21 protein-coding genes are annotated in these 23,897 nt (G+C 70.3%); 15 read left to right on the top strand and 6 right to left on the bottom strand.

Annotated elements, in window-relative coordinates:
- Positions 1 to 157 precede the first annotated feature (157 nt).
- Positions 158 to 1,171 (bottom strand): cyanophycinase, encoded by a 1,014-nt coding sequence (locus B0920_RS19560; protein ID WP_179119231.1) that lies wholly within the window; start codon positions 1,169 to 1,171, stop codon positions 158 to 160.
- A 226-nt stretch (positions 1,172 to 1,397) separates the two neighbouring features.
- Between B0920_RS19560 and B0920_RS19555 the strand changes: the two genes are divergently transcribed.
- Complete coding sequence (locus B0920_RS19555) at positions 1,398 to 2,096, top strand: GNAT family N-acetyltransferase (protein ID WP_078034303.1); 699 nt, start codon at positions 1,398 to 1,400, stop codon at positions 2,094 to 2,096.
- 409 nt (positions 2,097 to 2,505) lie between these two features.
- On the opposite strand, the gene B0920_RS19550 is transcribed toward B0920_RS19555, so the two are convergent.
- Together B0920_RS19550 and imuA are read right to left on the bottom strand one after the other, a co-directional pair.
- On the bottom strand, positions 2,506 to 3,987 hold the full coding sequence (locus B0920_RS19550; protein WP_078034302.1) for a DNA polymerase Y family protein: 1,482 nt from the start codon (positions 3,985 to 3,987) through the stop codon (positions 2,506 to 2,508).
- The gene (gene imuA / locus B0920_RS19545) at positions 3,917 to 4,624 is read right to left on the bottom strand and encodes a translesion DNA synthesis-associated protein ImuA (protein WP_078034301.1); all 708 of its coding nucleotides are present in this window, start codon (positions 4,622 to 4,624) and stop codon (positions 3,917 to 3,919) included. The genes B0920_RS19550 and imuA overlap by 71 nt, the downstream gene beginning before the upstream one ends.
- Before the next feature lie 192 nt (positions 4,625 to 4,816).
- Here imuA and B0920_RS19540 point away from each other — a divergent pair, with 192 nt between their 5' ends.
- The 5 genes from B0920_RS19540 (at position 4,817) to B0920_RS19520 (ending at position 10,138) form a co-directional block, all read left to right on the top strand.
- Positions 4,817 to 6,061, top strand: coding sequence for a putative Na+/H+ antiporter (locus B0920_RS19540; protein ID WP_078034300.1), 1,245 nt, complete (start codon positions 4,817 to 4,819; stop codon positions 6,059 to 6,061).
- Positions 6,062 to 6,071: 10 nt separating this feature from the next.
- Positions 6,072 to 6,497 (top strand): DUF86 domain-containing protein, encoded by a 426-nt coding sequence (locus B0920_RS19535; protein WP_078034299.1) that lies wholly within the window; start codon positions 6,072 to 6,074, stop codon positions 6,495 to 6,497.
- 172 nt (positions 6,498 to 6,669) lie between these two features.
- A complete protein-coding gene (locus B0920_RS19530) occupies positions 6,670 to 8,217 on the top strand; it encodes a sensor histidine kinase KdpD (RefSeq protein ID WP_078034298.1) in 1,548 nt (515 codons plus the stop codon).
- A gap of 169 nt (positions 8,218 to 8,386) precedes the next feature.
- Positions 8,387 to 9,127, top strand: coding sequence for an SDR family NAD(P)-dependent oxidoreductase (locus B0920_RS19525; RefSeq protein ID WP_078034297.1), 741 nt, complete (start codon positions 8,387 to 8,389; stop codon positions 9,125 to 9,127).
- 114 nt (positions 9,128 to 9,241) lie between these two features.
- Positions 9,242 to 10,138 (top strand): LysR family transcriptional regulator, encoded by an 897-nt coding sequence (locus B0920_RS19520; protein ID WP_078034296.1) that lies wholly within the window; start codon positions 9,242 to 9,244, stop codon positions 10,136 to 10,138.
- Here B0920_RS19520 and B0920_RS19515 read toward each other — a convergent pair.
- A complete protein-coding gene (locus B0920_RS19515) occupies positions 10,123 to 10,794 on the bottom strand; it encodes a class I SAM-dependent methyltransferase (RefSeq protein WP_078034295.1) in 672 nt (223 codons plus the stop codon). The genes B0920_RS19520 and B0920_RS19515 overlap by 16 nt on opposite strands.
- Before the next feature lie 158 nt (positions 10,795 to 10,952).
- Here B0920_RS19515 and B0920_RS19510 point away from each other — a divergent pair, with 158 nt between their 5' ends.
- The 7 genes from B0920_RS19510 (at position 10,953) to B0920_RS19480 (ending at position 19,748) form a co-directional block, all read left to right on the top strand.
- Positions 10,953 to 11,525 (top strand): DUF2760 domain-containing protein, encoded by a 573-nt coding sequence (locus B0920_RS19510; RefSeq protein WP_078034294.1) that lies wholly within the window; start codon positions 10,953 to 10,955, stop codon positions 11,523 to 11,525.
- Positions 11,522 to 13,393 (top strand): Hsp70 family protein, encoded by a 1,872-nt coding sequence (locus B0920_RS19505; protein WP_078034293.1) that lies wholly within the window; start codon positions 11,522 to 11,524, stop codon positions 13,391 to 13,393. Before B0920_RS19510 ends, B0920_RS19505 begins: the two co-directional genes overlap by 4 nt.
- Positions 13,390 to 16,230 carry an Hsp70 family protein gene (locus tag B0920_RS19500; protein WP_078034292.1) on the top strand — a complete coding sequence of 947 codons (2,841 nt, stop codon included), beginning with the start codon at positions 13,390 to 13,392 and terminating at the stop codon, positions 16,228 to 16,230. The genes B0920_RS19505 and B0920_RS19500 overlap by 4 nt, the downstream gene beginning before the upstream one ends.
- A gap of 171 nt (positions 16,231 to 16,401) precedes the next feature.
- The gene (locus tag B0920_RS19495; protein ID WP_078034291.1) at positions 16,402 to 17,172 is read left to right on the top strand and encodes an alpha/beta fold hydrolase; all 771 of its coding nucleotides are present in this window, start codon (positions 16,402 to 16,404) and stop codon (positions 17,170 to 17,172) included.
- Positions 17,173 to 17,247: 75 nt separating this feature from the next.
- Positions 17,248 to 17,892 carry a glutathione S-transferase family protein gene (locus B0920_RS19490; RefSeq protein WP_078034290.1) on the top strand — a complete coding sequence of 215 codons (645 nt, stop codon included), beginning with the start codon at positions 17,248 to 17,250 and terminating at the stop codon, positions 17,890 to 17,892.
- Between the two features lie 7 nt (positions 17,893 to 17,899).
- Positions 17,900 to 18,466, top strand: a complete 567-nt coding sequence (locus tag B0920_RS19485) for an HD family hydrolase (protein ID WP_078034289.1) — start codon at positions 17,900 to 17,902, stop codon at positions 18,464 to 18,466.
- Between the two features lie 157 nt (positions 18,467 to 18,623).
- Positions 18,624 to 19,748 carry a diguanylate cyclase gene (locus B0920_RS19480; RefSeq protein WP_143745838.1) on the top strand — a complete coding sequence of 375 codons (1,125 nt, stop codon included), beginning with the start codon at positions 18,624 to 18,626 and terminating at the stop codon, positions 19,746 to 19,748.
- Between the two features lie 119 nt (positions 19,749 to 19,867).
- Here B0920_RS19480 and B0920_RS19475 read toward each other — a convergent pair whose 3' ends face one another.
- Complete coding sequence (locus B0920_RS19475) at positions 19,868 to 20,899, bottom strand: AraC family transcriptional regulator (protein ID WP_229455783.1); 1,032 nt, start codon at positions 20,897 to 20,899, stop codon at positions 19,868 to 19,870.
- 176 nt (positions 20,900 to 21,075) lie between these two features.
- On the opposite strand from B0920_RS19475, the gene fabF reads away from it, so the two are divergent.
- The gene (gene fabF / locus B0920_RS19470; protein WP_078034287.1) at positions 21,076 to 22,344 is read left to right on the top strand and encodes a beta-ketoacyl-ACP synthase II; all 1,269 of its coding nucleotides are present in this window, start codon (positions 21,076 to 21,078) and stop codon (positions 22,342 to 22,344) included.
- A gap of 17 nt (positions 22,345 to 22,361) precedes the next feature.
- Here the strand turns inward: fabF and B0920_RS19465 are convergent, their stop codons facing one another.
- Positions 22,362 to 22,907 (bottom strand): TetR family transcriptional regulator, encoded by a 546-nt coding sequence (locus B0920_RS19465; protein ID WP_078034286.1) that lies wholly within the window; start codon positions 22,905 to 22,907, stop codon positions 22,362 to 22,364.
- 84 nt (positions 22,908 to 22,991) lie between these two features.
- On the opposite strand from B0920_RS19465, the gene B0920_RS19460 reads away from it, so the two are divergent.
- Positions 22,992 to 23,894, top strand: a complete 903-nt coding sequence (locus B0920_RS19460) for an SDR family oxidoreductase (RefSeq protein WP_078034285.1) — start codon at positions 22,992 to 22,994, stop codon at positions 23,892 to 23,894.
- Positions 23,895 to 23,897 lie beyond the last annotated feature (3 nt).

Here is a 23,897-nt window from a genome sequence, read left to right as displayed (position 1 = left end):
AATTCCCACGATAGCACAGGACGATAGCGGCGGCATGGGGCGGGCCGGGCCTCGCTGGGCCTGGCCGGGCCGGACCTTGCCGGACCAGGCCGGACCGGACCTCGCCGGGCCTGGCCAAGCCTGCCTTTGCCCGGCCAGGCTTGGCCGGGCCGGCGACTCAGTAGGGACTGCCTCCGGGCTGCTTCGAGACCAGCACGCCGTTGACTGCCGAGATCGCGTACCTGGCGGTGGAGCCGTCGTAGGCGGCCCAGTTGTTCAGGTCGAAGCTGCCGGCGCCGGACAGGCGCTGCACGCCGACGTTCTCGTAGGTCAGCGGCTTCTTCGGTTCGCAGACCTGTGGCAGGCCGACCGTCTGCAGGAAGTAGACGTCGCCCAGGCCGACCCGCTGCCCCTGTCCGTTCTCGACCAATAGCGCGGTCTCGACGTCGACGCCGATGCCGCGCGCGCTGCTGGTCCAGCCGTCCTTCACGATCCGCCCCAGGAAGGCGACCAGGCGGCCCATGCGGTCGCGGGTGTCGAGGTGGGAGTCGGTGATGACGCGGTTCATCGGGGGGAAGGCGAGGAAGTCGCGGTCCAGGGTGACGTTCCTGTTGTAGGGATTGGCCAGCGCCTCGGCCGAGGTCACCGACTGGTTCATGCCGGTGTAGATGAACTGCCCGAGCACGGCCAGGCCGGCGCTGGTGCCGCCGATCGGCACGTTGCGGGCGGCCAGTTCCTGCAGGGCGGTGTCGAGCGGGGTGTCCTTCCAGAAGCGGATGTAGTCGCTCTGGTCGCCGCCGGCGATGAACACGGCGTCGGCGCCGCGGATGCGCTGCAGGACGAAGGGATCGCTGGCGGCCGCGCGGCTGGGCAACACGAAGGTTTCGACCGAGCGCAGGCCGCCCATGGCGTAGATGTAGGGGTTGTAGGCGTCGGTGCCGGTGGCGCGGATGACCACGAAGTTGCCGCCGCCGCTCTTCTGGATCATCCACTGGAAGGCGGCGTCGACGTCCGGGCCGCCGCCCATCAGGACCAGGGTGGGATGGGCCGGACGCGGCAGCACCGCGTCGGTGGTGTCGCCGACGGCGAAGTGCTGGTAGGACTTGGCCGCCATGGCCAGTGGCGCGGTACAGAGCGCGATGGCGAAGGTGGCGAGACGGAGGATCCGGGAAGCGCGCTGCGGTGAGGTCATGGGCTGCCTTTCAGTGGGGCCGGTGCGGGGCCGGCGTGGAGAAGCGAAGGTGGAACCGGATACGAAACACGATACAGCAAGCCCGGCGCTGCATCGAGAGCGCACGCACAACAGTGCGGCCTTGTGCGCGACTTCATGCGCGCCGAATAGGGTGCCGGGCGGGCGGTCTGCCGGCGCCTGGCGAACGGGGTATGATGGAAGGCATCGAAGGCCAGAACACGACAACATGCTTTCTTTCAGCCTCACCCCTGCCCGCCAGGCGGCGCTCGATCATCCCGTGTGGTCCAGTCTCACGGGCGGCCACCGCCATTTCGCCCAGGGCGGCTCGCTCGCCCTGCGCTATCCGCGCGAGGTCGGTCCTTTCGCCGCCCTGGCCGAGCCAGGCGCCCGGGCCTGGGACGAACTGGCGGCGCTGCTGGCGCCGGGCGAATCGGTCATGCTGGTGACGCCTGACCCGGTGGTGTGCGCCTCCCGGCTGGAGGTGACGCGCCTGGGGCCGGTGCTGCAGATGGTCGCCACGCGCGACGCCGGCCACTGCGAGGCGGCCACTGTGCTGCTGGGCGAGGACGACGCGCCCGAGATGCGCAGCCTCACGGGGCTGACCAATCCGGGGCCGTTCGGGACCCGCACCCACGAGCTCGGGGAGTTCCTCGGTATCCGCGATGGCGGCATGCTGGCCGCGATGACGGGCGAGCGCATGCGGCCGCAAGGGATGGTGGAGGTGAGCGCGGTATGCGTGCATCCTGAGCGCCGCGGCAAGGCGTATGCGCGCAGCCTGATGATCGAGAAGATGCGGCGCATCGTGGACCGGGGCGACCTGCCCTTCCTGCACGTGTATCCGGATAACCGGGGGGCGATCGCCTTGTATGAGTCGCTGGGGTATGCGCCGCGCAGGGTGCTGCAGTTGAGTAAGGTGACGTTGTAGGGCTCGTTTGCCGATGTCGTCGTTCCTGGCTGCTCGTCGTCGTTCCTGGCTGCTCGTCGTCGTTTCTGCCTGCTCCTCGTCGTTCCCGCCTGCTCCTCGTCGTTCGGCCTGCTCCTCGTCGTTCCGCCTGCTCCTCGTCGTTCCGCCTGATCCTCGTCGTTCCGCCTGCTCCTCGTCGTTCCGCCTGCTCCTCGTCGTTCCCGCCTGCTTCCTCGTCGTTCCGCCTGCTCCTCGTCGTTCCCGCGAAGGCGGGAACGACGTGCTGATGATGCGAAATGAGCTTGGGTCCGCGTCTACGCGGGAAGTCGTAGGCACCATTGGCGTGTACGACGGGCTGATCTCCCGGCCTGGCGTTTGAATCAGCGCCATTTCTGCAATCGATCCCTCACGATCCCAAGCACACCCGCATTCACCCGAACAAACCATGCAGATACCAGCGCGGCGCCGCATCCTCGCCAGACCCGACGATGCGCTCGCGGTAGATCCAGTACAGCGTGTGATCCTGCCCTTCCGCGATGAAGTAATCGCGCGTCTGGGTCTCGCTCCACCAGCCGGCCTCGATGCGTTCCGGCGTCGAGGCCACCTTCAGGGGCGAGCCGTAGAAGGGCCGGTGGTTGCGGATCAGGAGCGCGATCGGCTTGGCCAGCAGCCAGGCCGGACGCGGCAGGCTCTGCACGTCGGGCGGCATCCGGGCCGCGCGCACCGACGGGCTCACCTTCTGCTCCACCGGCACCCACATGTTCGCCACCTCAGGCCGGTAGTCGGCCAGCGGCACCGCCTGCAGCACGTTGTCGGCGCCTAGGCGCGCCACCAGCAGCTCGATCATGCGCAGCCGGTCTTCCTCGCTGCCGCCCGGATCGGGAAACAGCGACTCGGTGGGCGGCGCCATGGCGCGCATCTGCTGCGCTTCCAGCCCGAGGCCGATCACCGGCGCTTCCAGTTCCAGCTTGCCCAGGCGCTCCCTGAGCAGGCGCACCAGGTGCTCGTCGCGCCAGGTGGGTTCGGCCAGCGCCACCTCGAGCGCCGTGGGCGGGCGCGCCACCTTGCCGCGCTCGTGCTCGAGCAGCAGGCGGATGCGTTCGACCGCCAGCTGGCGCGCGCACAGCCAGCCGGTGAGCTGGAGCACCAGGTGGTGGGCGCCGGCCAGCAGCAGATCGGCCTGCTCGATGCGGTCGAACAGCTCCAGCCGCGCCTGGAAACGCTCGGGCGGCGCGATCCATTCGAACAGCTCGGGGTTCATGCCATAGGCGGCGTCGAGCATGTCGAGCAGCGCCCGCCCGCAGCGGCGCTGCAGGCCGGGGCGCGGCAGGCGGCGCAGCTCGTCCAGGCGCTGGCAGCCGATGCCCTCGAACCAGGCCGCGAAGGGCCGCGCCGGCGGCAGCAGGGCCACCGGCAGGCGGTCGAGGCGGCGGGTCATGCTTTCCATGCGCAGCGCGCGCCCGGCATTGCGGCGCGCCAGCAGCCAGGCCCCGCGCGCCGTGGGCGCGCAGCTGACGCAGGCGGAAAAACCCATCGCCGCCAGGTTCTCGCGCACCCGCCGGCACAGGCGGCGGATGCCGCCGAAGAGGCGCAGGCTGGCGCCGATGTCCAGCAGCAGCGTGGCTTCCTCGGCCTGGGCCACCTGCGGCGTGTACTGCAGCATGGCCATGGCCACCGCCTGCAGGGCCTCGGCCTCGCGCGCCGGCTCGCGCTCGTGCAGGCGCGCCTCGGGCATCAGCATCAGCACGCCGCCGCGGCGCATGCCGGGCCGCACACCGGCCGCGCGCGCGGCCGGCGAGATCGCCATCACGCGCTCGTGCTCGAGCACCACGCTGCCGGGGTCACTGGACCAGTTCGGGCTGAAGACCTCGAGCGGCAGCTGGGGCAAATACAGGCCGATCCACAAACGCATGGCGTTGCAACAGAGAAGGAGTGAGAGGCAGGAACAGCGGCTCGTCGCGCTGCGGTCCCCGGCGTTTGACGAAGTCGACGTTCATGCCACCCGCCGCCGGCCGCAGCGCCAGGCGCAGTGGCGCGGGCGATGCGTCTTGCGCCGCGGCCAGCGGACGGAGCATGAAAAACAGGGTTTCGCCGGCCTGCGCCGCCAGGTGCAGGCGGCGCAGGCTGTCGCCGCGCACATGGTTGGCCCAAAACAACAGTGCGCCGCAACTGCCGCTGCGCAACACCTGCTCGGCCGCCCACAGCGCGTCGGCGCTGCGGGTGGTGCGCAGCCACAACAGCAGCCCCGGATCGAGACCGAGCGCGGCCAGCGCCAGGGCCTGGGGCGGATGGGGCGGCTGCAGCAGCACGATGCGGCGTTCGGCGCATTCGGCCAGCGCCGGCTGCAGCAGGCGCATTTCGCCGATGCCGGGCTGTTGCAGGAGCAGGTCGATCAGGGTGCCGGTGGGCCAGCCTCCCCCGGGCAGCTGGGACGACAGGGCCGCGTGGCCGGTGTCGACGCAGCGCGCGCCGGAGCGCGCCAACTGGGAAGCCAGCCACAACGAAGGATGCAAAGCCTCCGGCGCGGCCATGGATGAGAGTCTTGACATGGTCGGGTCAGCGAAAAGTACTGTATAAACATACAGTAATCGCTAGGCCCGAGTTTGGCAAGGTCTATTCATTTTGAGCATACCAGTTTGGTTTTTGGTATTGATAAAACTTAAAGCCGCACAGGGTTCTGTACTTACCAAGCGCAAACGGAAAGATGGAATAATGCGGGCTCGTCTATTTACCTTCCTGCAATGACCGAGAACCCCGTCAACCTGATCGGCGCCATCCTGTTCGCCCTGGCCCTCGTCCACACCTTCTCCACCAAGGCCTTCGAGCACCTGGCCAGGCGCTATCCGCGCCACGCCGGCCTGTTCCACCTGCTGGGCGAGGTCGAGGTGGTGTTCGGCTTCTGGGCCTTCGTGCTGATCGTGGTGCTGGCCCTGATGGGCGGCGGCGCCTCGGCCATCGAGTACGTCGAGTCGCGCCAGTACACCGAACCGCTGTTCGTGTTCGTGGTCATGGTGATCGCCGCCTCGCGCCCGGTGCTGGACGCCGTGCGCAACCTGCTGCGCCTGCTGGCCCGGGTGGCGCCGGTGCGCACCGAGCTGGCCCTGTGCTGGCTGGGCCTGGCGCTGGTGCCGCTGTCCGGCTCCCTGATCACCGAACCGGCCGCCATGACCCTGGCGGCCCTGATGCTGGCGCCCGTCGTGTTCCGTCCCGATATGCCGGAATGGGCCAAGTACGCGGCCCTGGGCGCGCTCTTCGTCAACGTCTCGATCGGCGGCACCCTCACCTCCTATGCCGCGCCGCCGGTGCTGATGGTGGCCGGGGCCTGGGGCTGGGACAGCGCCTTCATGCTCGCCAACTTCGGCTGGCGCTCGGCGCTGGCGGTCGTCATCAACGCCAGCGCGGTCAGCTTCCTGCTGCGCCGCCATCTCGCGCCCCAGCCCGAGAGCCAGGCGGCGAGCGCCCCGCTGGCGGTGTCGCTGATCCACATCGCCTTCCTGGCCCTGGTGGTGGTGCTGGCCCACCACCCGGTGCTGTTCATCGGCCTGTTCCTGCTCTTCCTCGGCTATACCCAGGCCTACTCCCAGCACCAGGCGCCCCTGATCCTGAAGGAAGGCCTGCTGGTCGGCTTCTTCCTGGCCGGGCTGGTGGTGCTGGGCGGCATGCAGCAATGGTGGCTGCAGCCCCTGGTCTCCAGCCTGGGGCCGACCGCGATCTTCTTCGGTGCGCTCGGCCTGACCGCAATCACGGACAATGCAGCCTTGACCTACCTGGGTTCCCTGATCACCGGGCTGTCCGACCACGCCAAGTACATGCTGGTGGCCGGCGCGGTCTGCGGCGGCGGCCTGACCGTGATCGCCAACGCGCCCAACCCGGCCGGCGCGGCCCTGGTGCGCCAGGGCTTCGCCCACGGCTCGATCGGGGCCGTGGGCCTGTTTCTCGGCGCGCTGGCGCCCACCTGCGTGGCGGCGCTGCTGTTCCTGATCTAGAGGAGAGAACATGGACGACGACATCCTGATCGGCAAGGCCGGCGTCATCGAACGCTGCTGCCGCCGCGCCAGCGAGGAATACGACAAGGATCCCGCCACCTTCACCGACGACCTCACGCGCCAGGACGCGGCCACGCTCAACGTGATCCGCGCCTGGGAGGCGGCGATCGAGATGGGCGACTACGTAATCGGCACCGCCCGCCTCGGCCTGCCCCAGGACGAGCGCGAAGTCATCACCCTGCTGGCCGAGCATGGCTGGATCGGGGCGACGCTGGCCGAGGACCTCAAGCGCACCGGGGAATTCTGCCGCGCCGAATGGGATTACCAGGCCGCGCCCCTGCCCGCCCTGGTCACCATCATCAAGCGTGGGCTGGACGATTTCCGCGCCTATGCGCAAGCCCTGGTGGCGGGCAGCGCCCAGGCCGGGAGCGCCTGAGGGCAAGGCCGAGGCTACGCAGCGGACGCGCGGAAACAGCGCTTTCCAAAAGACAAGTCTACTGCGCGACATATTCTCGGGCGCCCACTACAATGGGATGCCCCTCAACGAACGTGCCGACCCAACGTTGCGCTCCGCTCAGTCCCTCTCCTCCACGTGTGCGCTGGCATGCGTGCTCATCGCGGCCCTGGGCATCCTGGGTTCGGCGACCGGCCTCGAGCACCTGACGGCCGTCATTCCAGGCTTGCCGAGGATGGTGCCCGCGACGGCGCTCCTGATCATGCTGCTCAGCCTGTCAACCCTCCTCCAGGCGCGGGGCCAGAGGGGCATCCTGCCGGCGATCGTCGTCGCCTTCTGCGCCACGCTGGTGCTGCTCGCCCACGCGGCCATGCACCTGCCCGCGGCGGCGCCCTGGGCGGCGGCCGACAGCGCCCCGCCACTGCCGGCGCCGTGGACCGCGTTCATGTTCCTGTCCCTCGGCGTGGCCCTGATCTGCAGCGCCACACGCCACCTGCTCCGCCAGGCCCAGTGGATCGCGCTCGCCGTCCTGCTGCTGGCCGTGCTGATTCTCATCGGCTACATCTTGCACGACACCTTCCTGTACAACCTGCTGCCGGCCCAAGGCACCTCGGTGCCCACCGCCTTCGCCTGCCTGCTCGCCGCGATCGGCGTGCTGGCGATCCACCCCGGCCAGGGCATCATGGCGGCCGTTTCCGGCCCCACGCCGGGCGCGCGGGCGGCGCGCCGCCTGCTGCTCGCCGCACTCTGCATGCCGGTGCTGCTCGGGGCGGCCAGCGGCATCGCCCTGAGCGCGGCCTGGGTCGACGTCGGGACGGTGGTCGCCCTCCTCGTCTGGGGGCTGTGCATCCTGATCGCCTACGCCGTCTGGTACTTCGCGCTGCAGCTGCACCGCATCGACCTGGCGCGCGCGATCGCCGAGAAGGAGCGCGAAGCCGCGCTGGCGCGCCTGCGCGAGGCCGACGCCCACAAGGACAACTTCCTCGCCCTGATCGCCCATGAACTGCGCAATCCGCTGGCGCCGATCCGCGCCGCGGCCGAGCTCCTGCATCGTGCGGCCAGCCCCGATCCGGTCCAGTTGCGCCGCATCAGCGAGATCATCGGCCGCCAGGTCGGCCACATGACCCACCTGGTGGACGACCTGCTCGACCTGTCGCGCGTGTCGCGCGGCGAACTGGCGGTGGCAAAGCGGCCGGTCGACCTGCGCGCCGTGATCGAGGACGCGCTCGACCAGACCCGGCCCCAGGTCGCGCGACGCCGCCACCGGCTCGATACCGACCTGCCCGCCCTGCGTCCGCTGGTGTGCGGCGACCACCAGCGGCTGGTGCAAGTGCTGGCCAACCTGTTGAGCAATGCCGCCAGGTACACGCCGGAAAACGGCCACATCCGCCTGGCCCTGCGCGAACGCGGCAGCGCCATCGAAGTGAGCGTGCAGGACGATGGCATCGGCATCGACGCCGACATGCTGCCGCGCGTGTTCGACGCCTTCACCCAGGGAGAGCGCAAGGCCGGCCAGGCCGAGGGGGGATTGGGACTTGGCCTGGCGCTGGTCAAGCAGCTGGTGAAGCTGCACGATGGCGAGATCCGGGTGGAGAGCGCCGGGCCGGGCAAGGGCAGCACCTTCGTGCTGGTCTTGCCGCGCCTGGACGATCCGGCCGCCGGCGCGCCATCGGTCCAGGACCAGCACGAGGACCCGGCCTGACATCCCCCCACGGCAGGACGCTTCCGGGCGTTCGCGTCCCAGTTTCAGCAACACAGAACACCGCATCCAGGGGCTACATCAGCCAATTCCGGAACGCTAAGATGGCTTCCATGCGCGGGCTAGATGCCCGCAGCCCGCAACCCGACAATCGCACATGGAAGGACAAGCAATGATTCACCTGAACGGGAAACGCGCCCTGGTGACCGGCGGCTCGCGCGGCATCGGCGCCGCCATCGCCCTGGCGCTGGCCGAGAACGGCGCCGACGTCGCCTTTACCTACCGACACGCGGCCGCCAAGGCGCACGCCCTCGCCGCATCGATCGAGGCGCTGGGACGGCGCGCCATCGCCATCGAGGCCGACAGCGCCGACCCGGACGCGATCACGCGCGCAGTCGGCGAGGCCGTGGGCGCGCTCGGCGGGCTGGACATCCTGGTCAACAGCGCGGCCGTCGGCCTCAACGGGCCGATCGCCGAACTCGATCTCCAGCAGTATCAAGCCATGATGGACGTGAACACGCGCGCGCCGGTCCTGTTCGCGAAGGCCGCCATCCCGCACCTGGCCGCGGGCGGGCGCATCGTCTCCATCGGTTCGGGCCTGGGCGAGCGGGTGCCCTTCCCTGGCGTGACGGCCTATGCGATGTCCAAGGCGGCGCTGGTCGCCTTCACCCGCGGCCTGTCGCGCGAACTGGGACCGCAAGGCATCACCGTGAACCTCGTGCAGCCCGGTTCCACCGATACGGATGCGAATCCGGCCGATGGTCCGGCGGCGGACTTCCAGCGCGGCATGAGCTCCCTGGGGCGCTTCGGCGAACCGAGGGAAGTGGCGAACGCCGTGGTCTTCCTGGCCAGTCCCGCCGCCAGCGTGATCACCGGCGCCGTCCTGACTGCCGATGGCGGCGCCCTGGCATGAGCGGCGCTGCTCCCGGTCGTGCCGGGGCGACCGGCGGATTGCTTGTGATGCCCGCCCGCCGCCGCTAGACTGGACTCCCGCCCCCGCCCCCGTCGCAGCCCGAGGAAGCCGATATTGAATATTGAAGAACTCCAGACCTTCATCGGCGTCGCCGACGCCGGCGGCATTTCGCCCGCAGCGCAGCGCCTGGGCCTCGCCAAGTCCATCGTCAGCCGCCGGCTGCTGAAACTGGAAGCGGAACTCGGCGTCCAGCTGCTGGCGCGGACCACGCGCGGCGCCGCCCTGACCGAAGCGGGAACCGCGTTCCGCGAGCACGCCGCGCGCATCCTGGCCGAACTCGACGCGGCCATGGAGACGGTGCGCCCGAGCGGCGAGCTGCGCGGGCGCTTCCGGATCGCCGCGCCGGTCTCCTTCGGCCCCGCGCACCTCGGCCCGGTGCTGGCCGAGATGGCGCGCCGCCATCCCCTGCTGCAGATCCACACCTCGTACAGCGACCGCATCGTCGACCTGGTCGCGGAAGGCTACGATTGCGCGATCCGGGTCGGCCACCTCCAGAGCTCGAACCTGGTCGCGCGCCGGGTCGGCAGCATCCACGGCAAGCTGGTGGCAAGTCCCGATTACATCGACGCCCACGGCGCGCCCGACAGGCCGGAGCAGCTGCTCGATCACCAGTCGCTGATGCAGGGCACGGAAACCTGGCGCTTCCTGGACGGCGACAAGACCATCAGCGTCAACCCGCAAGGGAACTTCAAGGCCGACAACCCCACCGCGCTGGTGGCGGCGGCCCTGGCCGGGCTGGGACTGGGCTACCTCGACGACAGCGTCATCGACGAGCATCTCGCGTCCGGGGCGCTGGTGCCGGTGATGCTGCGCTACCCGCCCAAGCCCTCGGGCATCTACGTCGTCCGCCCACCCGGCCAGCATCCGACGCGCCGGATCCGGCTGCTGACCGAAATGCTGATCGCGCGCTTCGAGGGCCCGTCCGCGCGCCAGGCTCACTCCGGCAACTGACCGACCAGGATCAGCGACACCGGCTTGCCGCTCTCCGGATGGAGCGGCTCGCGCATCTCGAGCAGGGCCAGGCCATGGGCCGCGAACAGCGCCACCCAGCTCGACACGGTGCGGAAGTACCAGGGCGGCGCGTCCGCGAAGCCGCTGTTGAAGCCGGCCCAGCTGCCCTCGCGCCAGCCATCGGCATAGGGCGCGTCGCCGCAGGCCATGAGCGGATGCACGGTCTGCACCACCATCAGGCCGCCGGGCCGCAAATAGCCCGGCGCCGCCCCCAGCAGGCCGTCGACCGCTTCCTTGCCGATCAAGGAGAAATTGCAGACCGCGAGATCGGCCGCCATGCCCAGCGCGCCGGCCGCCACCTCCTCGTAGGACAGGCAGCGGAAGTCGCCGCCGCCCGCCGCGCGCGCCGCCTCGACCAATTCCGGGATCGCATCGACCCCGGTCATCGCCACCTCCGGCAGCGCCCGCGCCAGCCAGCCTTCGCCGCAGCCCAGGTCGAGCGCGCTGCGCGGCCGCCAGGCGCGGATCGTCTCGACGATGGCCGCATTCGTGACCAGCACCCGGCTGGCGATCTCGCCCTTCCTCACCGCATCCACCCAGGGCGCGGCGTTGCGCGACCAGGCCTCGACCACGGCCGCATCGGTATGTCCCTGCATACATTTCCTCCTTGATTCATTATGCCCGCAAAGCTAGCTGCAAACGGCGCCTCCGGCGCCCCGCGCGTGGTCGAACTGGTATCATGCACGTTTTCCCGGACCGGGATCCCGATGCTGTCCGACAGCCCTCCCGTCCCTTACCCTACAGAACACCAAGAATGAATACTCCAAGCAACCTGCCCGGCTTCTGGAGCCGGCTGTCGATCGCCTTTGGCGCTTTCTTCAAGTCGCTCGGCGATGCCGAGTTCGCCGCCCGGGTGCGTGACGACGGCGTCGGTCCCGTGTCCGCGCCGGCCCCTGCGCCTGCCGTGGCGCCCGCCCCGGCGCCGGCCCCGGCCCCGCTGCGCGTTCCGACGCCCGATTCCGCACTGCAACTGCTGAGCCTGTTCCAGCGCGAAGCGCGCCTGATCGACTTCGCCCAGGAAAACCTGAGCGCCTATTCCGACGCCGACATCGGCGCCGCCGCGCGCGTGGTGCACGAAGGCTGCGCCCGCGTGCTGCGCGAGCACTTCACCATCGAAGCGGTGCGTCCCGAAGCCGAAGGCAGCCGCGTGACCCTGGAAGAAGGCTTCGACGCAGCCAGCGTGCGCCTGACCGGCAACGTGGTCGGCCATGCGCCGTTCAAGGGCACCCTGAGCCACCGCGGCTGGCGCGCGACCAAGGTCACGCTGCCGCAACTGGCAGAGAAGCACGACGCCCGCGTGCTGGCCCCGGCGGAGGTGGAACTGTGAGCGACCCGCGCTTTGCCATCGGCATCGACCTGGGCACCACCCACAGCGCCCTGTCCTATGTCGACCTGCAGGCCAGCGACGGCGAGAAGACCGCCGACGGCGTGCTGCCCATCCCGCAGCTGACGGCTCCCGGCACGGTCGAAGCCCTGCCCCTGCTGCCCTCCTTCCTCTACCTGCCGCACCCGGACGAACTGGCGCCGGGCGAGCTGGCCCTGCCCTGGAGCACGGCCGACGAGACCGCGGTGGCGGGCGCGTTTGCCGGCGAACTGGCGCGCAGCCGCGGCGCCACCACCCCGATCCGCCTGGTGTCCTCGGCCAAGAGCTGGCTGTGCCACCCCGGCGTGGACCGCCGCGCCGCGATCCTGCCGCACGACGCGCCGGAAGAAGTGACGCGCGTCTCGCCGCTCGAAGCCTCGGCGCGCTACCTCCAGCACCTGCGCCAGGCCTGGAACGCGGCCCATCCGGACGCCCCCTTCGACCAGCAATCGGTCACCGTCACCATTCCGGCTTCCTTCGACCCGGCCGCGCGCGAACTGACCGCCGAGGCGGCGCGCCAGGCCGGCTTCGCGCCCACCCTGCTGGAAGAGCCGCAGGCGGCCCTGTACAGCTGGATCCAGGGCAGCGGCGGGCGCTGGCGCAAGCAGGTGCAGCCGGGCGACATCATCCTGGTGGTCGACGTCGGCGGCGGCACCAGCGACTTCTCGCTGATCGCCATCCTCGAACGTGAGGGCAAGCTGGAACCGCACCGCGTGGCCGTGGGCGACCACATCCTGCTGGGCGGCGACAACATGGACCTGGCCCTGGCCCACCTGGTGGCGCGCAAGCTGGCCGCCAACGGCACCCAGCTCGACGCCTGGCAGATGCGCGCCCTCACCTACGGCTGCCGCGCCGCCAAGGAAGCCCTGCTGGCCGACGCCAATGCGAGCACCTGGCCGATCGTGGTGCCGAGCCGCGGCTCGAAGCTGATCGGCGGCTCGATCCGCACCGAACTCACGCGCGAGGAAGTCACCGCCTTCATTACCGACGGCTTCTTCCCGCGCGTGGACGCCTCGGCCCGTCCGGCCACCCGCGCCCGCGCCGGCCTGACCCAGCTCGGCCTGCCTTATGCGCAGGATGCGGCGATCACCCGCCACCTGGCCGCCTTCCTGGCGCGCCAGGCCGGCGCCACCGCCGAACTGGAAGGCTTCGCCGGCCGCGTCAAGCCGGAGCATTCCTTCCTGCATCCGAGCGCGGTGCTGTTCAACGGCGGCGTGTTCAAGTCCGGCATCCTGTCCCAGCGCGTGATGGACACCATCAACGACTGGCTCTACATGGAAGGCGCTGAGCCTGCGCGCATGCTGGAAGGCGCCGACCTCGACCTGGCGGTCGCGCGCGGCGCGGCCTACTACAGCTACGCCCGGCGCGGCGGCGGCGTGCGCATCCGCGGCGGCACGGCGCGCTCCTACTACGTCGGCGTGGAGTCCTCGATGCCGGCCATTCCCGGCATGGAGCCGCCGATCGAAGCCCTGTGCGTGGCGCCCTTCGGCATGGAGGAAGGCAGCGAGCTCGAACTGCCGGGCCAGGAATTCGGCCTGGTGGTGGGCGAGCCGGTGCACTTCCGCTTCTTCGGCTCCACCACCCGCCGCCAGGACCGCATCGGCGAGGTGCTGGAGTCCTGGGGCCCGGACGAGCTGCAGGAGCTGAACGAGATCCAGGCAACCCTGCCGGCCGAAGGCCGCGCGCCGGGCGAGGCGGTGCAGGTGCGCCTGCATGCCCTGGCCACCGACGCGGGCACCCTGGAACTGGCCGCCGTGTCGCGCGACGGCCAGCGCTGGAAGGTCGAGTTCGACGTGCGCGCCTCGGCCACCACCTCGCCCGAAGGAACGTGACCTACCTCGTCGGCATCGACCTCGGCACCACCAACACGGTGCTGGCCTATGGCCCCGGGGCCAAGGCCGAGGCCAAGCCCAAGGCCGGGGCCACCGAGCTGTTCTCCATCGAGCAGCTGGTGGCGCCCGGCGAAGTGGCCGGCGCGCCCCTGCTGCCCTCGATGCGCTACCACCCGCTCGAGAACGAGCTCGCCCCCGGCGAGTTGCAGCTACCCTGGGCCGCCCCCGATCCGGGCGGCCTCGCGCTGGTGGCGGTCGGCCGCCTGGCGCGCGTCCTGGGCGCGGCCACACCCGGACGCCTGGTGGCCAGCGCCAAGAGCTGGCTCTCGCATCCCGGCGTGGACCGCATGGCCCCCATCCTGCCCTGGGGCGCCGACCCCGAGGTGCCGAGGGTGTCGCCGGTGGCGGCCAGCGCCAGCTACCTGGCCCACCTGCGCGCGGCCTGGAACGCGCGCTTCCCCAGGCATCCGCTGGAACGCCAGCAGATCGTCCTCACCGTTCCCGCCTCCTTCGACGAAGGCGCGCGCCAGCTCACCCTGGAGGCCGCGCGCCAGGCCGGCCTGCCGACCGTGCGCCTGCTGGAAGAACCCCAGGCCGCGCTCTACGACTGGCTGCACCGCCACCGCGCCAGCCTGTCCCAGGACCTCGGCGACGCGCGCCTGGTGCTGGTGGCCGACGTCGGCGGCGGCACCACCGACTTCAGCCTGGTCAAGGTGGAACTGCACGAGGGCGAGCCGCGCTTGAGCCGCATCGGCGTCGGCAACCACCTGATCCTGGGCGGCGACAACATGGACCTGGCGCTGGCCCACCTGGCCGAATCGCGCATGGCAGAACCGGGGGCCGAGGGCGCACAGCGCACGCGCCTGTCGGCCGCGCGCCTGGCCCAGCTCACCGAGCGCTGCCGCGCCGCCAAGGAACAGCTGCTCGCGCCCGACGCCCCGGAATCGGTGGCCGTCACCCTGCTCGGCGCCGGCGCGCGCCTGATCGGCGCCAGCCGCAAGGCCGAGCTGAGGCGCGAGGACATCGAACGCATCGTGCTGGACGGCTTCTTCCCGCTCAACGAGGCCCAGGAAGAACCGAAACGCGCGCGCGCCGGCATCGTCGAATTCGGCCTGCCCTACGCCAGCGACCCGGCCATCACGCGCCACCTGGCCGGCTTCCTGCGCCAGCACGCGCAGGCGGCGCGCGAGGCGCTCGGCCTGCCGGACGACGGCCGCCTGCCGGTGCCCGACACCCTGCTGCTCAATGGCGGCGTGTTCCGCGGCGCGGCGCTGGCCGCGCGCCTGCACGACACCCTTGCGCGCTGGCGCGGCGCGCCCCTGCGCGTGCTGCACAACGAGGATCCGGACGTGGCGGTGGCGCGCGGCGCGGTCGCCTATTCGCTGGCGCGCCAGGGCCTGGCCCCCTCCATCGAAAGCGGCGCGGCGCGCAGCTACTACCTGCTGCTGGACGAGGGCGGCGAGCGCCTGCAGGCCGTGTGCCTGCTTCCGCGCGGCGCCCCGGCCGCGCTCGAAGTGCCGCTGGCCGGCCGCAGCTTCGGCCTGCGCGTGGGGCGGCCGGTGCGCTTCCACCTGGTCTCGACCGTGGCCGACGCCGCGCCGCCCCAGGCCGGCGACCTGGTCGAACTCGCGCCCCAGGACGTGGTGCGCCTGCCCGCGATTTCGACCGTGCTGCGCGCCGCGCCCGGCGCCGCGCCCAAGGCCGAGATCCCGGTGCGGCTGGTGACCCAGCTGAGCGAAGTCGGCTCGCTCGAAGTGCATTGCGTGGCCGAGGATGGCAGCGGCCAGCGCTGGCAGCTCGCCTTCCAGTTGCGCGACACCGGCGCGGAAGCGCCGCCGCCCGAGGCCGCATCGCTGCCGCCCGGGTTCGAGGCGGCGCTCGAGAAGATCGAACGCGTGTTCGGCGCCCGCGCCAGGGATGTCGACCCGAAGGAAACCCGCCAGCTGCGCGCCAGCCTGGAACACCTGCTGGGCGCGCGCGAGCGCTGGGACACGCCCCTGCTGCGCGCCTTGTTCGACGCCCTGATGGCGCGCGCCAAGGGCCGCCGCCGCTCGGCCGAGCACGAGCGCGCCTGGCTCAACCTGGCCGGCTACTGCCTGCGTCCCGGCTTCGGCCATCCGCTCGACGAGTGGCGCATCGAACAGTTGTGGGCGATGTTCGAGACCGGGGTCCAGTACCACAAGGATAGCCAGGCGCGCGCCGAGTGGTGGACCCTGTGGCGGCGCGTGGCCGGCGGCCTGTCGGTCGAGGCCCAGCTGCGCCTGCTCGACGATTTCGCCTTCAACCTCCAGGCCGACGCGGCGGAGCGCGGGCGCCGCCCGGTGAGCCTGGTCGACGGCAGCGAGGACGACATGCTGCGCATGGGCGCCTCGCTGGAGCGCATCCCTGCGGCCTACAAGACCGAGATCGGCGAGTGGATGCTGGAACAGATCATGGCGATCCCTCCGGCCGCAAAACCGGACGCCAGGGCGGGCGCGCGCTATGCGCGCTACCTGTGGGCGCTGGGCCGCGTGGGAGCGCGCCAGTCCTTCCAGTCAAGCGCCCACGAGGTCGCGCCGGGTGAGGTCGCCGAAGCCTGGCTGGGCCGGCTGATGCAGCTCGACTGGCGCAGGATCGAGCCGGCCGGCTTCGCCGCCGCCCACATCGCGCGCATGACCGGCGACCGCTCGCGCGACATCGGCCCGGCCGTGCGCGAGGAAGTGCTGCGCAAGCTGGCCGCCAGCGGCGCGCCGCCCTCGTGGTCGGCCATGGTGCGCGAGGTGGTGGAACTCGACCAGGCCGTCGAAACCCGCATGCTGGGCGACGCCCTCCCCCCGGGACTCAAACTGCTGCGCTGATACGGCGCAGCCCCAAAATTCAAGGGAATCGGCGCCCTCCCCCAAAAGTAGCTTGCAATTAAATAGTTTGCGATATATATTGTCGACATGGCCGCAGCGACAAGCCCGCAGCCGGAAGATTAAGTAGCACACTATGCGATAGCCAACTATACATCCCTCGAAAGGAAGACCATGAAAGCCATCAAACACATCGCCCTCGCCCTGTCGCTCGCCGGCGCCGCCGTCACCGCCTCGGCCGCCGACCTCAAGCCGACCGTCATCCTGGTGCACGGCGCCTTCGCCGACTCGGGCAGCTGGAACGGCGTGGCCGCCAAGCTGCGCACCGATGGCTACCAGGTAATCGGCGCCGCCAATCCGCTGCGCAGCGTGAAGACCGACGCCGACTTCGTTTCCAGCATCGTCAAGAGCGTCAAGGGCCCGGTCGTGCTGGTCGGCCATTCGTATGGCGGCGCCGTGATCTCGGCCGCAGCCAACGGCAACCCGAACGTGAAGAGCCTGGTCTACGTCGCCGCCTTCGCGCCGGAAGCGGGTGAAACCGTCCTCGAACTGAGCGGCAAGTTCCCAGGCGGGACCCTCGGTTCGGCCCTGGCAGCGCCGGTCACCCTCAGCAACGGCGGCAAGGACCTGTACATCGACCAGGCCAAGTTCCACCAGCAGTTCGCCGCCGACGTGCCGCAGGCCGAAGCCGCACTGATGGCCGTGGGCCAGCGTCCGATCACCGAAGCCGCGCTGACCGAGAAGGCGGGCGCCCCGGCCTGGAAGAAGCTGCCCTCCTACTTCATCTACGGCAGCGCCGACAAGAACATCCCGGCCGCCGCCCTGGGCTTCATGGCCGAACGCGCCAAGTCGCGCAAGACCGTGGTGGTGCCGAACGCCTCGCACGTGGTGATGACCTCGAATCCGGCCGCCGTCGCCGAGCTGATCGAGACCGCCGCTCGCTGAGGAGCGCGGCGAGTAGTGACAGGAGACATGCACATGCCCTAAGCTTGGGGTCCGCACGTCAACCAAGGACCCGCGATGTATGCCCTGTACTACTCGCCCGGCACGGCCAGCATGGTGATCCACGCCCTGCTGCGCGAGACCGGGGCGCCGTTCACGCTGCAGCCCGTCGACTTCGAGCGCAAGGCGCAGCACGGCGCCGACTACCTCCGGCTCAACCCGGCCGGCATGGTGCCGACCCTGATCGTGGACGGCGCGCCGGTGCAGGAATCGGCGGCCCTGATCCTGCTGCTGGCCGAACGCCACCCCGAGGCGCAGCTGGCCCCGCCGCCCGGCGACCCCAGTCGCGCCGACTGGCTGAAGTGGACCGTGCACCTGTCCAGCCACCTGGGCGCGCTGTACCGGACCTGGTTCTATCCGGGCGACCTGGGCCTGGACGACTACCCGGACGCCATGCGCGACGCGCTGCGCGCGCGCATCGAAGCGGTGTTCGAGTACATCGAGCAGCACCTCGCCGCGCACGGCCCCTACCTGCTGGGCGAACGCTTTTCCTCCGCCGACCTGCAGCTGACGATGTACATGCGCTGGTCGCGCAAGATGCCGCGTCCCGCCACCACCTGGCCGCGCCTGAATGCGCTGGCGCATCGGGTGACCGCGCGCGCCAGCTGGACCGCCATGTGCGAGGCCGAAGGCCTGGCCGACTGGGCGCCCGCGCCCCTGTGAGACGGCGATGGACGACGACAGCATCGCCGGCCGGCTGGCCTTCCTGCGCGCCGCCGAGGCGCTCAAGCACACCCTGAGGAGCGGCCACACGTCAAACGGCCGCCCCGAGAGCACGGCGGAGCACAGCTGGCGCCTGTGCCTGCTGGCCCTGGCCTTCGAGGATGGCCTGGCAGGACTCGACCTGCTGCGGGTCCTCAAGCTGTGCATCGTGCATGACCTGGCCGAAGCCATCCACGGCGACATCCCCGCCCCCATGCAGCAGGACCCGGCCGCCAAGAGCGCGCAGGAGCGGCAGGACCTGGCCGTCCTGACCGCGCCGCTGGACGCTCCACTGCGCGCCCACTTCCTGGCGCTATGGGAAGAATACGAGGCCGGCGCGACCCCGGAGGCCCGGGCGGTCAAGGCCATGGACAAGCTCGAGACCATCCTGCAGCACAACCAGGGCGCCAATCCGCCCGATTTCGACTACGGCTTCAATCTCGACTACGGCCAGCGCCACACGGCCGCGCATCCGCTGTTCGCCCGGGTGCGGGCGCTGCTGGACGAGGAAACCCGGGCGCGCATGCGGTCTTGAGCCGTCCTGGCGGCGGATTTGCTTGTTTTCCGCCATCGAGTGTTGTTTTATGGAAATTGACCGTATTCCAGCAGGGCCTGCCGTGGCATGATGAGCGGGCTTCCCTGCCCTGTCGCTGCGCATGGTGAGCGCATCGAACGACGTCCCCCGGCCAGCCATGAGCACAGCACACAACGCATTCCCTTCCCAGAGCGCGACCGGCGCAGAACGTGGCGCACTACGTGGCGCACTACGTGGAGCCCGCGCCTACTGGGAGATGCAGAAGCGCTGCGCCATCATCGCCGGCTCGGTCAACGTCCTGATGCTGGTCGTGTTCCACATCGCCGGCCTCGATGCGCTGGCCCTGTTCAGCGTCGGCAGCATTGCCGCCTATGCCCTGGCCTGGCTGTGCCTGCAGCGCCGGCACAACCGCCTGGCGATCGGCCTGATGTGCGCGGAAACCGTGACCCATGCCGGCTTCGGCTTCCTGCTGGCCGGCCCGGAGAGCGGTTCGCATTATTACCTGCTGCTGTTCTTTCCCGCCCTCTTCCTCGGCTCCTCGCCGCGCAGGGCGATGCTGCCCGCCGCCGCCGTGCTGGCGGCCTACGTGGCGCTGGACGCCTGGGTCTATGCCTTCGGGCCGATGGCGCTGATCTCGCCTTTCGACCAGGCGCTGATGCGCCACTTCAACAGCGCGATCATCATCGGCATGCTGAGCTACCTGGCGATCTACTACCGCAAGCGCGTGGTGAGCTCGGAACGCCAGCTGCGCGCCTGGGCCGGCAGCGATCCGCTGACCGGCCTGGCCAACCGGCGCCACATGGACGCCACCATCCGCGCGCTGGACGCGGACCGGCGCGGCGGCGAGCTGGCGGTCCTGATGGCCGACATCGACCACTTCAAGTCGATCAACGACCGCTTCGGCCACGAAGGCGGCGACATGGTGCTGCGCCGCGTCGCCGAGGTGATCCAGGGCTGCGTCCGCGACACCGACCACGTCGCCCGCTGGGGCGGCGAGGAATTCCTGATCATCCTGTCGGCCACCCCGCTCCACCAGGCGGCGGAAACGGCGGAGCGCATCCGCCGCGCGGTCGAGCGCATCGCCTTCGACGAGCTCTCCTGCGAGGGCGCGCCGCTGCGCGTCACCCTGACCCTGGGCGTGGCCGAGCGGGCCGGCCAGGAAGCACTGCAGGCTACCATCCGCAAGGCCGACGAATACCTTTATGCCGGCAAACACGGTGGTCGCAACCGCGTCTGCCGGCATGCCGACGATCCCGGCCGGCGCGCGCTCCGGCAGGGCTGAAGGGCGCGCGCGCCGGGCGCTGCCCTCGCGCCGGCGCGCCATGAGCCTGCAGGCATGAGCGGCAATCGCCATCGTTTCCTTCGCCACCTGGGACGCGGCGCGCGGCGGCCCCGGGCGCGCTATTCTCCCTGGCGGCTGCCCTTGCGGTAGGCCGAGGGACTGCTGCCGGTCCAGTGCTTGAAGGCGCGGCAAAAGCCGGTGGCGTCGGCGAAGCCGAGGTCGAAGGCCAGGGCCGCCACGCCGGTGTTCGAGTTGGTCAGTCGGTGGACCGCGATGTCGCGCCGCAGTCCGTCCTTCACCGCCTGGAAATGGGTTCCCTCCTCCGCGAAGCGGCGGTTCAGGGTGCGCACCGAGATGTGCAGGGCCTGGGCCAGTTCCTCGATCGCCACCGGGCGCGCCAGGTGCTGCTCCAGATACTCGCGCGTGCGCGCCGCGATGGATGCGCGGTGCAGGACGCTGAAAGTCCAGTCTTCGGGAGCCCGTTTCAGGAAGGCCCACAGCTCGTGCTTCCCGCGCCGGAACTGCTCCGCGCAATCCTGGTAGGCGAAATGGATGGCGGTGGCCTCGGCGTCGAAACCCAGCTCGCCGGGAAACAGGAAGGCGTAGTCCTCCGCATGCCTGGGCCTGGAAAAGCAGAACTCCACCCGGTGCAGGCCGATCTCCCTGCCGAGCAGCCAGGATGCGATGCCGTGGACCAGCTTCATCATCAGTTCATGCCCCAGCGGCGCGACCGCGGCGCCGGGCTCGCGCGCCAGCAGCGCCAGCCGCACCAGTTCGTGCCTGGCCGAGATCTGCAGGCGGTAGTCGTCCAGCAGCAGGTTCCAGAAACGCACGAAACGATGCAGGGCCACCAGCACGGTCGGCGCGTCCAGCAGGCTGAGCATGAGGTATTTCAGGGTGCCGGTACGGATCGGACGCGACCACAGCCCCAGCATCTCGTCGTCCAGGGTGGCGGCGACCGTCTTGTACAGCGCCACGTACTGCTGGCGCGTCAGGCGCGCGTCCGGCTGGCGCAGCAGCGAGGCGGGAATGCCGGCGCTGGCGAGCACCTGGGCGCTCACCGCTTCGCCGCGCCGGGCGCGCACGTGGGCCAGCATCCCGTGCAGGAAGTGGGCGGAAACGGTGAGCGTGCTGTGCCAGGCGGGAATCATGGCGACATTATGGGCACAAAATGGCGCGTTCTGCACATTCGTTGGCGTGATCTGACAAGCTCGCCGCGCCCAGCCGCCTATACTAACGAGTTCATTTGCGCGCGACGCGACAGGTGCACGGGCCGCGCACTGGCGTCTTTTGCCAATGGTAATCACTTGATGCGGAGGAGCAGGTTTTGAGTACGCGACGAATTGTTGTTACCGGTATGGGAATCGTTTCGCCCCTGGGCTGTGGCGTCGACACGGTGTGGCGCCGCCTGCTGGACGGCCACTCCGGCCTGGTCACCCTGCCCGAAGAGCTCACCGAAGGGATCGCGGCCAAGGTCGCGGGCGTGGTGCCGGCATTGACGCCGGACCAGCCCTGGGGCTTCGACCCGGCGCTGGCGGTGGAGCCCAAGGACCACAAGAAGATGGACCGCTTCGTCATGTTCGCCATGGCCGCGGCCCAGGAAGCCCTGCAGCAGGCGGGCTGGCAGCCCCAAACCGACGAGGAGCGCGAACGCACCGCCACCATCGTGGCCTCGGGCGTGGGCGGCTTCGGCGCGATCGTCGACGCCGTGCGCACCACCGATGCGCGCGGGCCGAAGCGCCTGTCGCCCTTCACCGTGCCGAACTTCCTGGCCAACATGGCGTCCGGCCACATCTCGATCCGCTACGGCCTGCGCGGCCCGCTCGGCGCGCCGGTCACCGCCTGCGCCGCCAGCGTCCAGGCCATCGGCGACGCCGCGCGCCTGATCCGCGCAGGCGAAGCCGACGTCGCCGTGTGCGGCGGGGCCGAGGCCTGCATCGACCGCGTCAGCTTCGGCGGCTTCGCCGCCGCGCGCGCGATGTCGACCGCCTTCGGCGAGCGCCCGACCGAGGCCTCGCGCCCCTTCGACGTGGCGCGCGACGGCTTCGTGATGGGCGAAGGCGCCGGCATGCTGGTGATCGAGGAGCTCGAACACGCCCTGCGCCGCGGCGCCACCCCGATCATGGAACTGCTGGGCTATGGCACCAGCGCCGACGCCTACCACATGACCTCGCCGCCCGAGGACGGCAGCGGCGGACGGCGCGCGATGGAACAGGCGCTGCGCCAGGCCGGGCTCGCGCCCGCCCAGATCGGTCACCTGAACGCCCACGCGACCTCCACGCCAGTGGGCGACGCCAGCGAACTGGCCGCGATCAGGGCGATCTTCGGCAGCGGCCAAGGTCCTGCGGTTTCCGCCACCAAGTCCTCCACCGGCCACCTGCTGGGCGCGGCCGGCGGGGTCGAAGCGATCTTCACGGTGCTGGCCCTGCGCGACCAGATCGCCCCGCCGACGCGCAACCTGGCGCAGCCCGACCCGGCCGCCGAAGGCCTCGACCTGGTCGGCGCGACGCCGCGCGCTATCGCCACCGACTACGCGATCTCGAACGGCTTCGGCTTCGGCGGCGTGAACGCCAGCGTGGTGTTCGGGCGGCTGTAAGCCCGGCGCCGGCGTCGTCAGGATGCCAGCGCGGCCACGAAGTCGGCCAGCGCCGCGTCGACGAAGTCCTGCACCGGCTGGCGTGGGTCGAAGGCCCACCACAGCAGCGCGCCCTGCCATTGGGCGGCCATGAGGGCGCCCAGGCCAGGTCGCGGGAAGCAGGCGTCGAGCTCCGCGCTCAAGCGAGCCCCCCATGCCGCGCCGCGCGCACGCAAGGCGGGGTCGCGCATGTCTTCACGCAGCAGCAGCAGGCCCTGCGCGTAGGCGTCGATGTCGCCGTAGCCCTGCGACAGCGCGACCAGCAGCCTGCGCGCGCCATCCGGACTGCGTGTCATTTCCCCGATGAGCGCAGCCGTGCGCGCTTCGAGCTGGTCCCAGGCGTGCAACAGCGCGCGCTGGCGCAGTTGCAGCTTGGTGCCGAAACGCTGCACCAGCGTCGCGCCTGACAGGCCGCAGGCGCCGGCGAGGCTGGCGAAACTCAGGCCCTCCGGTCCGTTGCGGTGCATGAGCTCGACCGCCTGGTCGAGGACAAGTTCATCTGATAGCAGTTTGGTGCGCGACATACACGCATTATCCCATATGTGAATCCTCGTTTATAATCGAATTATAAACGAATGTTCGTTTATGAATAATGCGAGGAGAGCACGATGGATTTACAGGGAAAAATCGCACTGGTAGCCGGCGGCACGCGAGGAGCCGGGCGCGGCATCGCCGTGGAACTGGGCGCGGCCGGGGCCACCGTCTACGTCACGGGGCGCAGCACCCGCTGTCAGCAATCGGAGTACGGCCGCCCCGAAACCATCGAAGAGACCGCGGAGTTCATCAATGCGGCCGGCGGGGCCGGCATCGCGCTCCAAGTCGACCATCTGGACCCGTCGCAAGTGCAGACACTGGTGGCGCGCATCCGGCGCGAAGCAGGCAGGCTCGACATCCTGGTCAACGACATCTGGGGCGGCGAACACCTCAAGGAATGGGACAAGCCGGTCTGGGAACACGACCTCGCCAAGGGCCTGCGCCTGCTGCACCTTGCCATCGATACCCACCTGATCACGGCCCACTACGCCCTGCCCCTGATGCTGGAGCACTCGGGCGGGCTGCTGGTCGAGGTGACCGACGGTACCGCCGCTTACAACGCCGACCACTACCGCATCAATCCCTTCTACGACCTGGCCAAGGTGGCGGTCAACCGTATGGCCTGGGCCCACGCGCACGACCTCGGTCCGCGTGGCGCCACCGCGCTCGCCATCACGCCGGGCTGGATGCGCTCCGAGATGATGCTCGAACTCTTCGGCGTGAGCGAGGCGAACTGGCGCGAAGCCACCGTGCCCCACTTCGGGATCTCGGAAACCCCGCGCTACGTCGGGCGCGCCGTTGCCGCGCTCGCAAAGGACCCGCAGCGCGCACGCTGGAACGGCCAGTCGCTCTCCAGCGGCGAACTGGCGAAGATCTATGGCTTCACCGACCTGGACGGATCCCAGCCCGACGCCTTCCGCTACCTGCTCGAGGTGGTCGAGCAAGGCAAGGCGCCGGACGCCACCGGCTATCGCTGATCT

This window comes from Massilia sp. KIM (genome assembly GCF_002007115.1).
In the GTDB taxonomy this organism is placed as follows: domain Bacteria; phylum Pseudomonadota; class Gammaproteobacteria; order Burkholderiales; family Burkholderiaceae_D; genus Telluria.
This window is presented reverse-complemented; position numbering and strand designations above follow the sequence as displayed.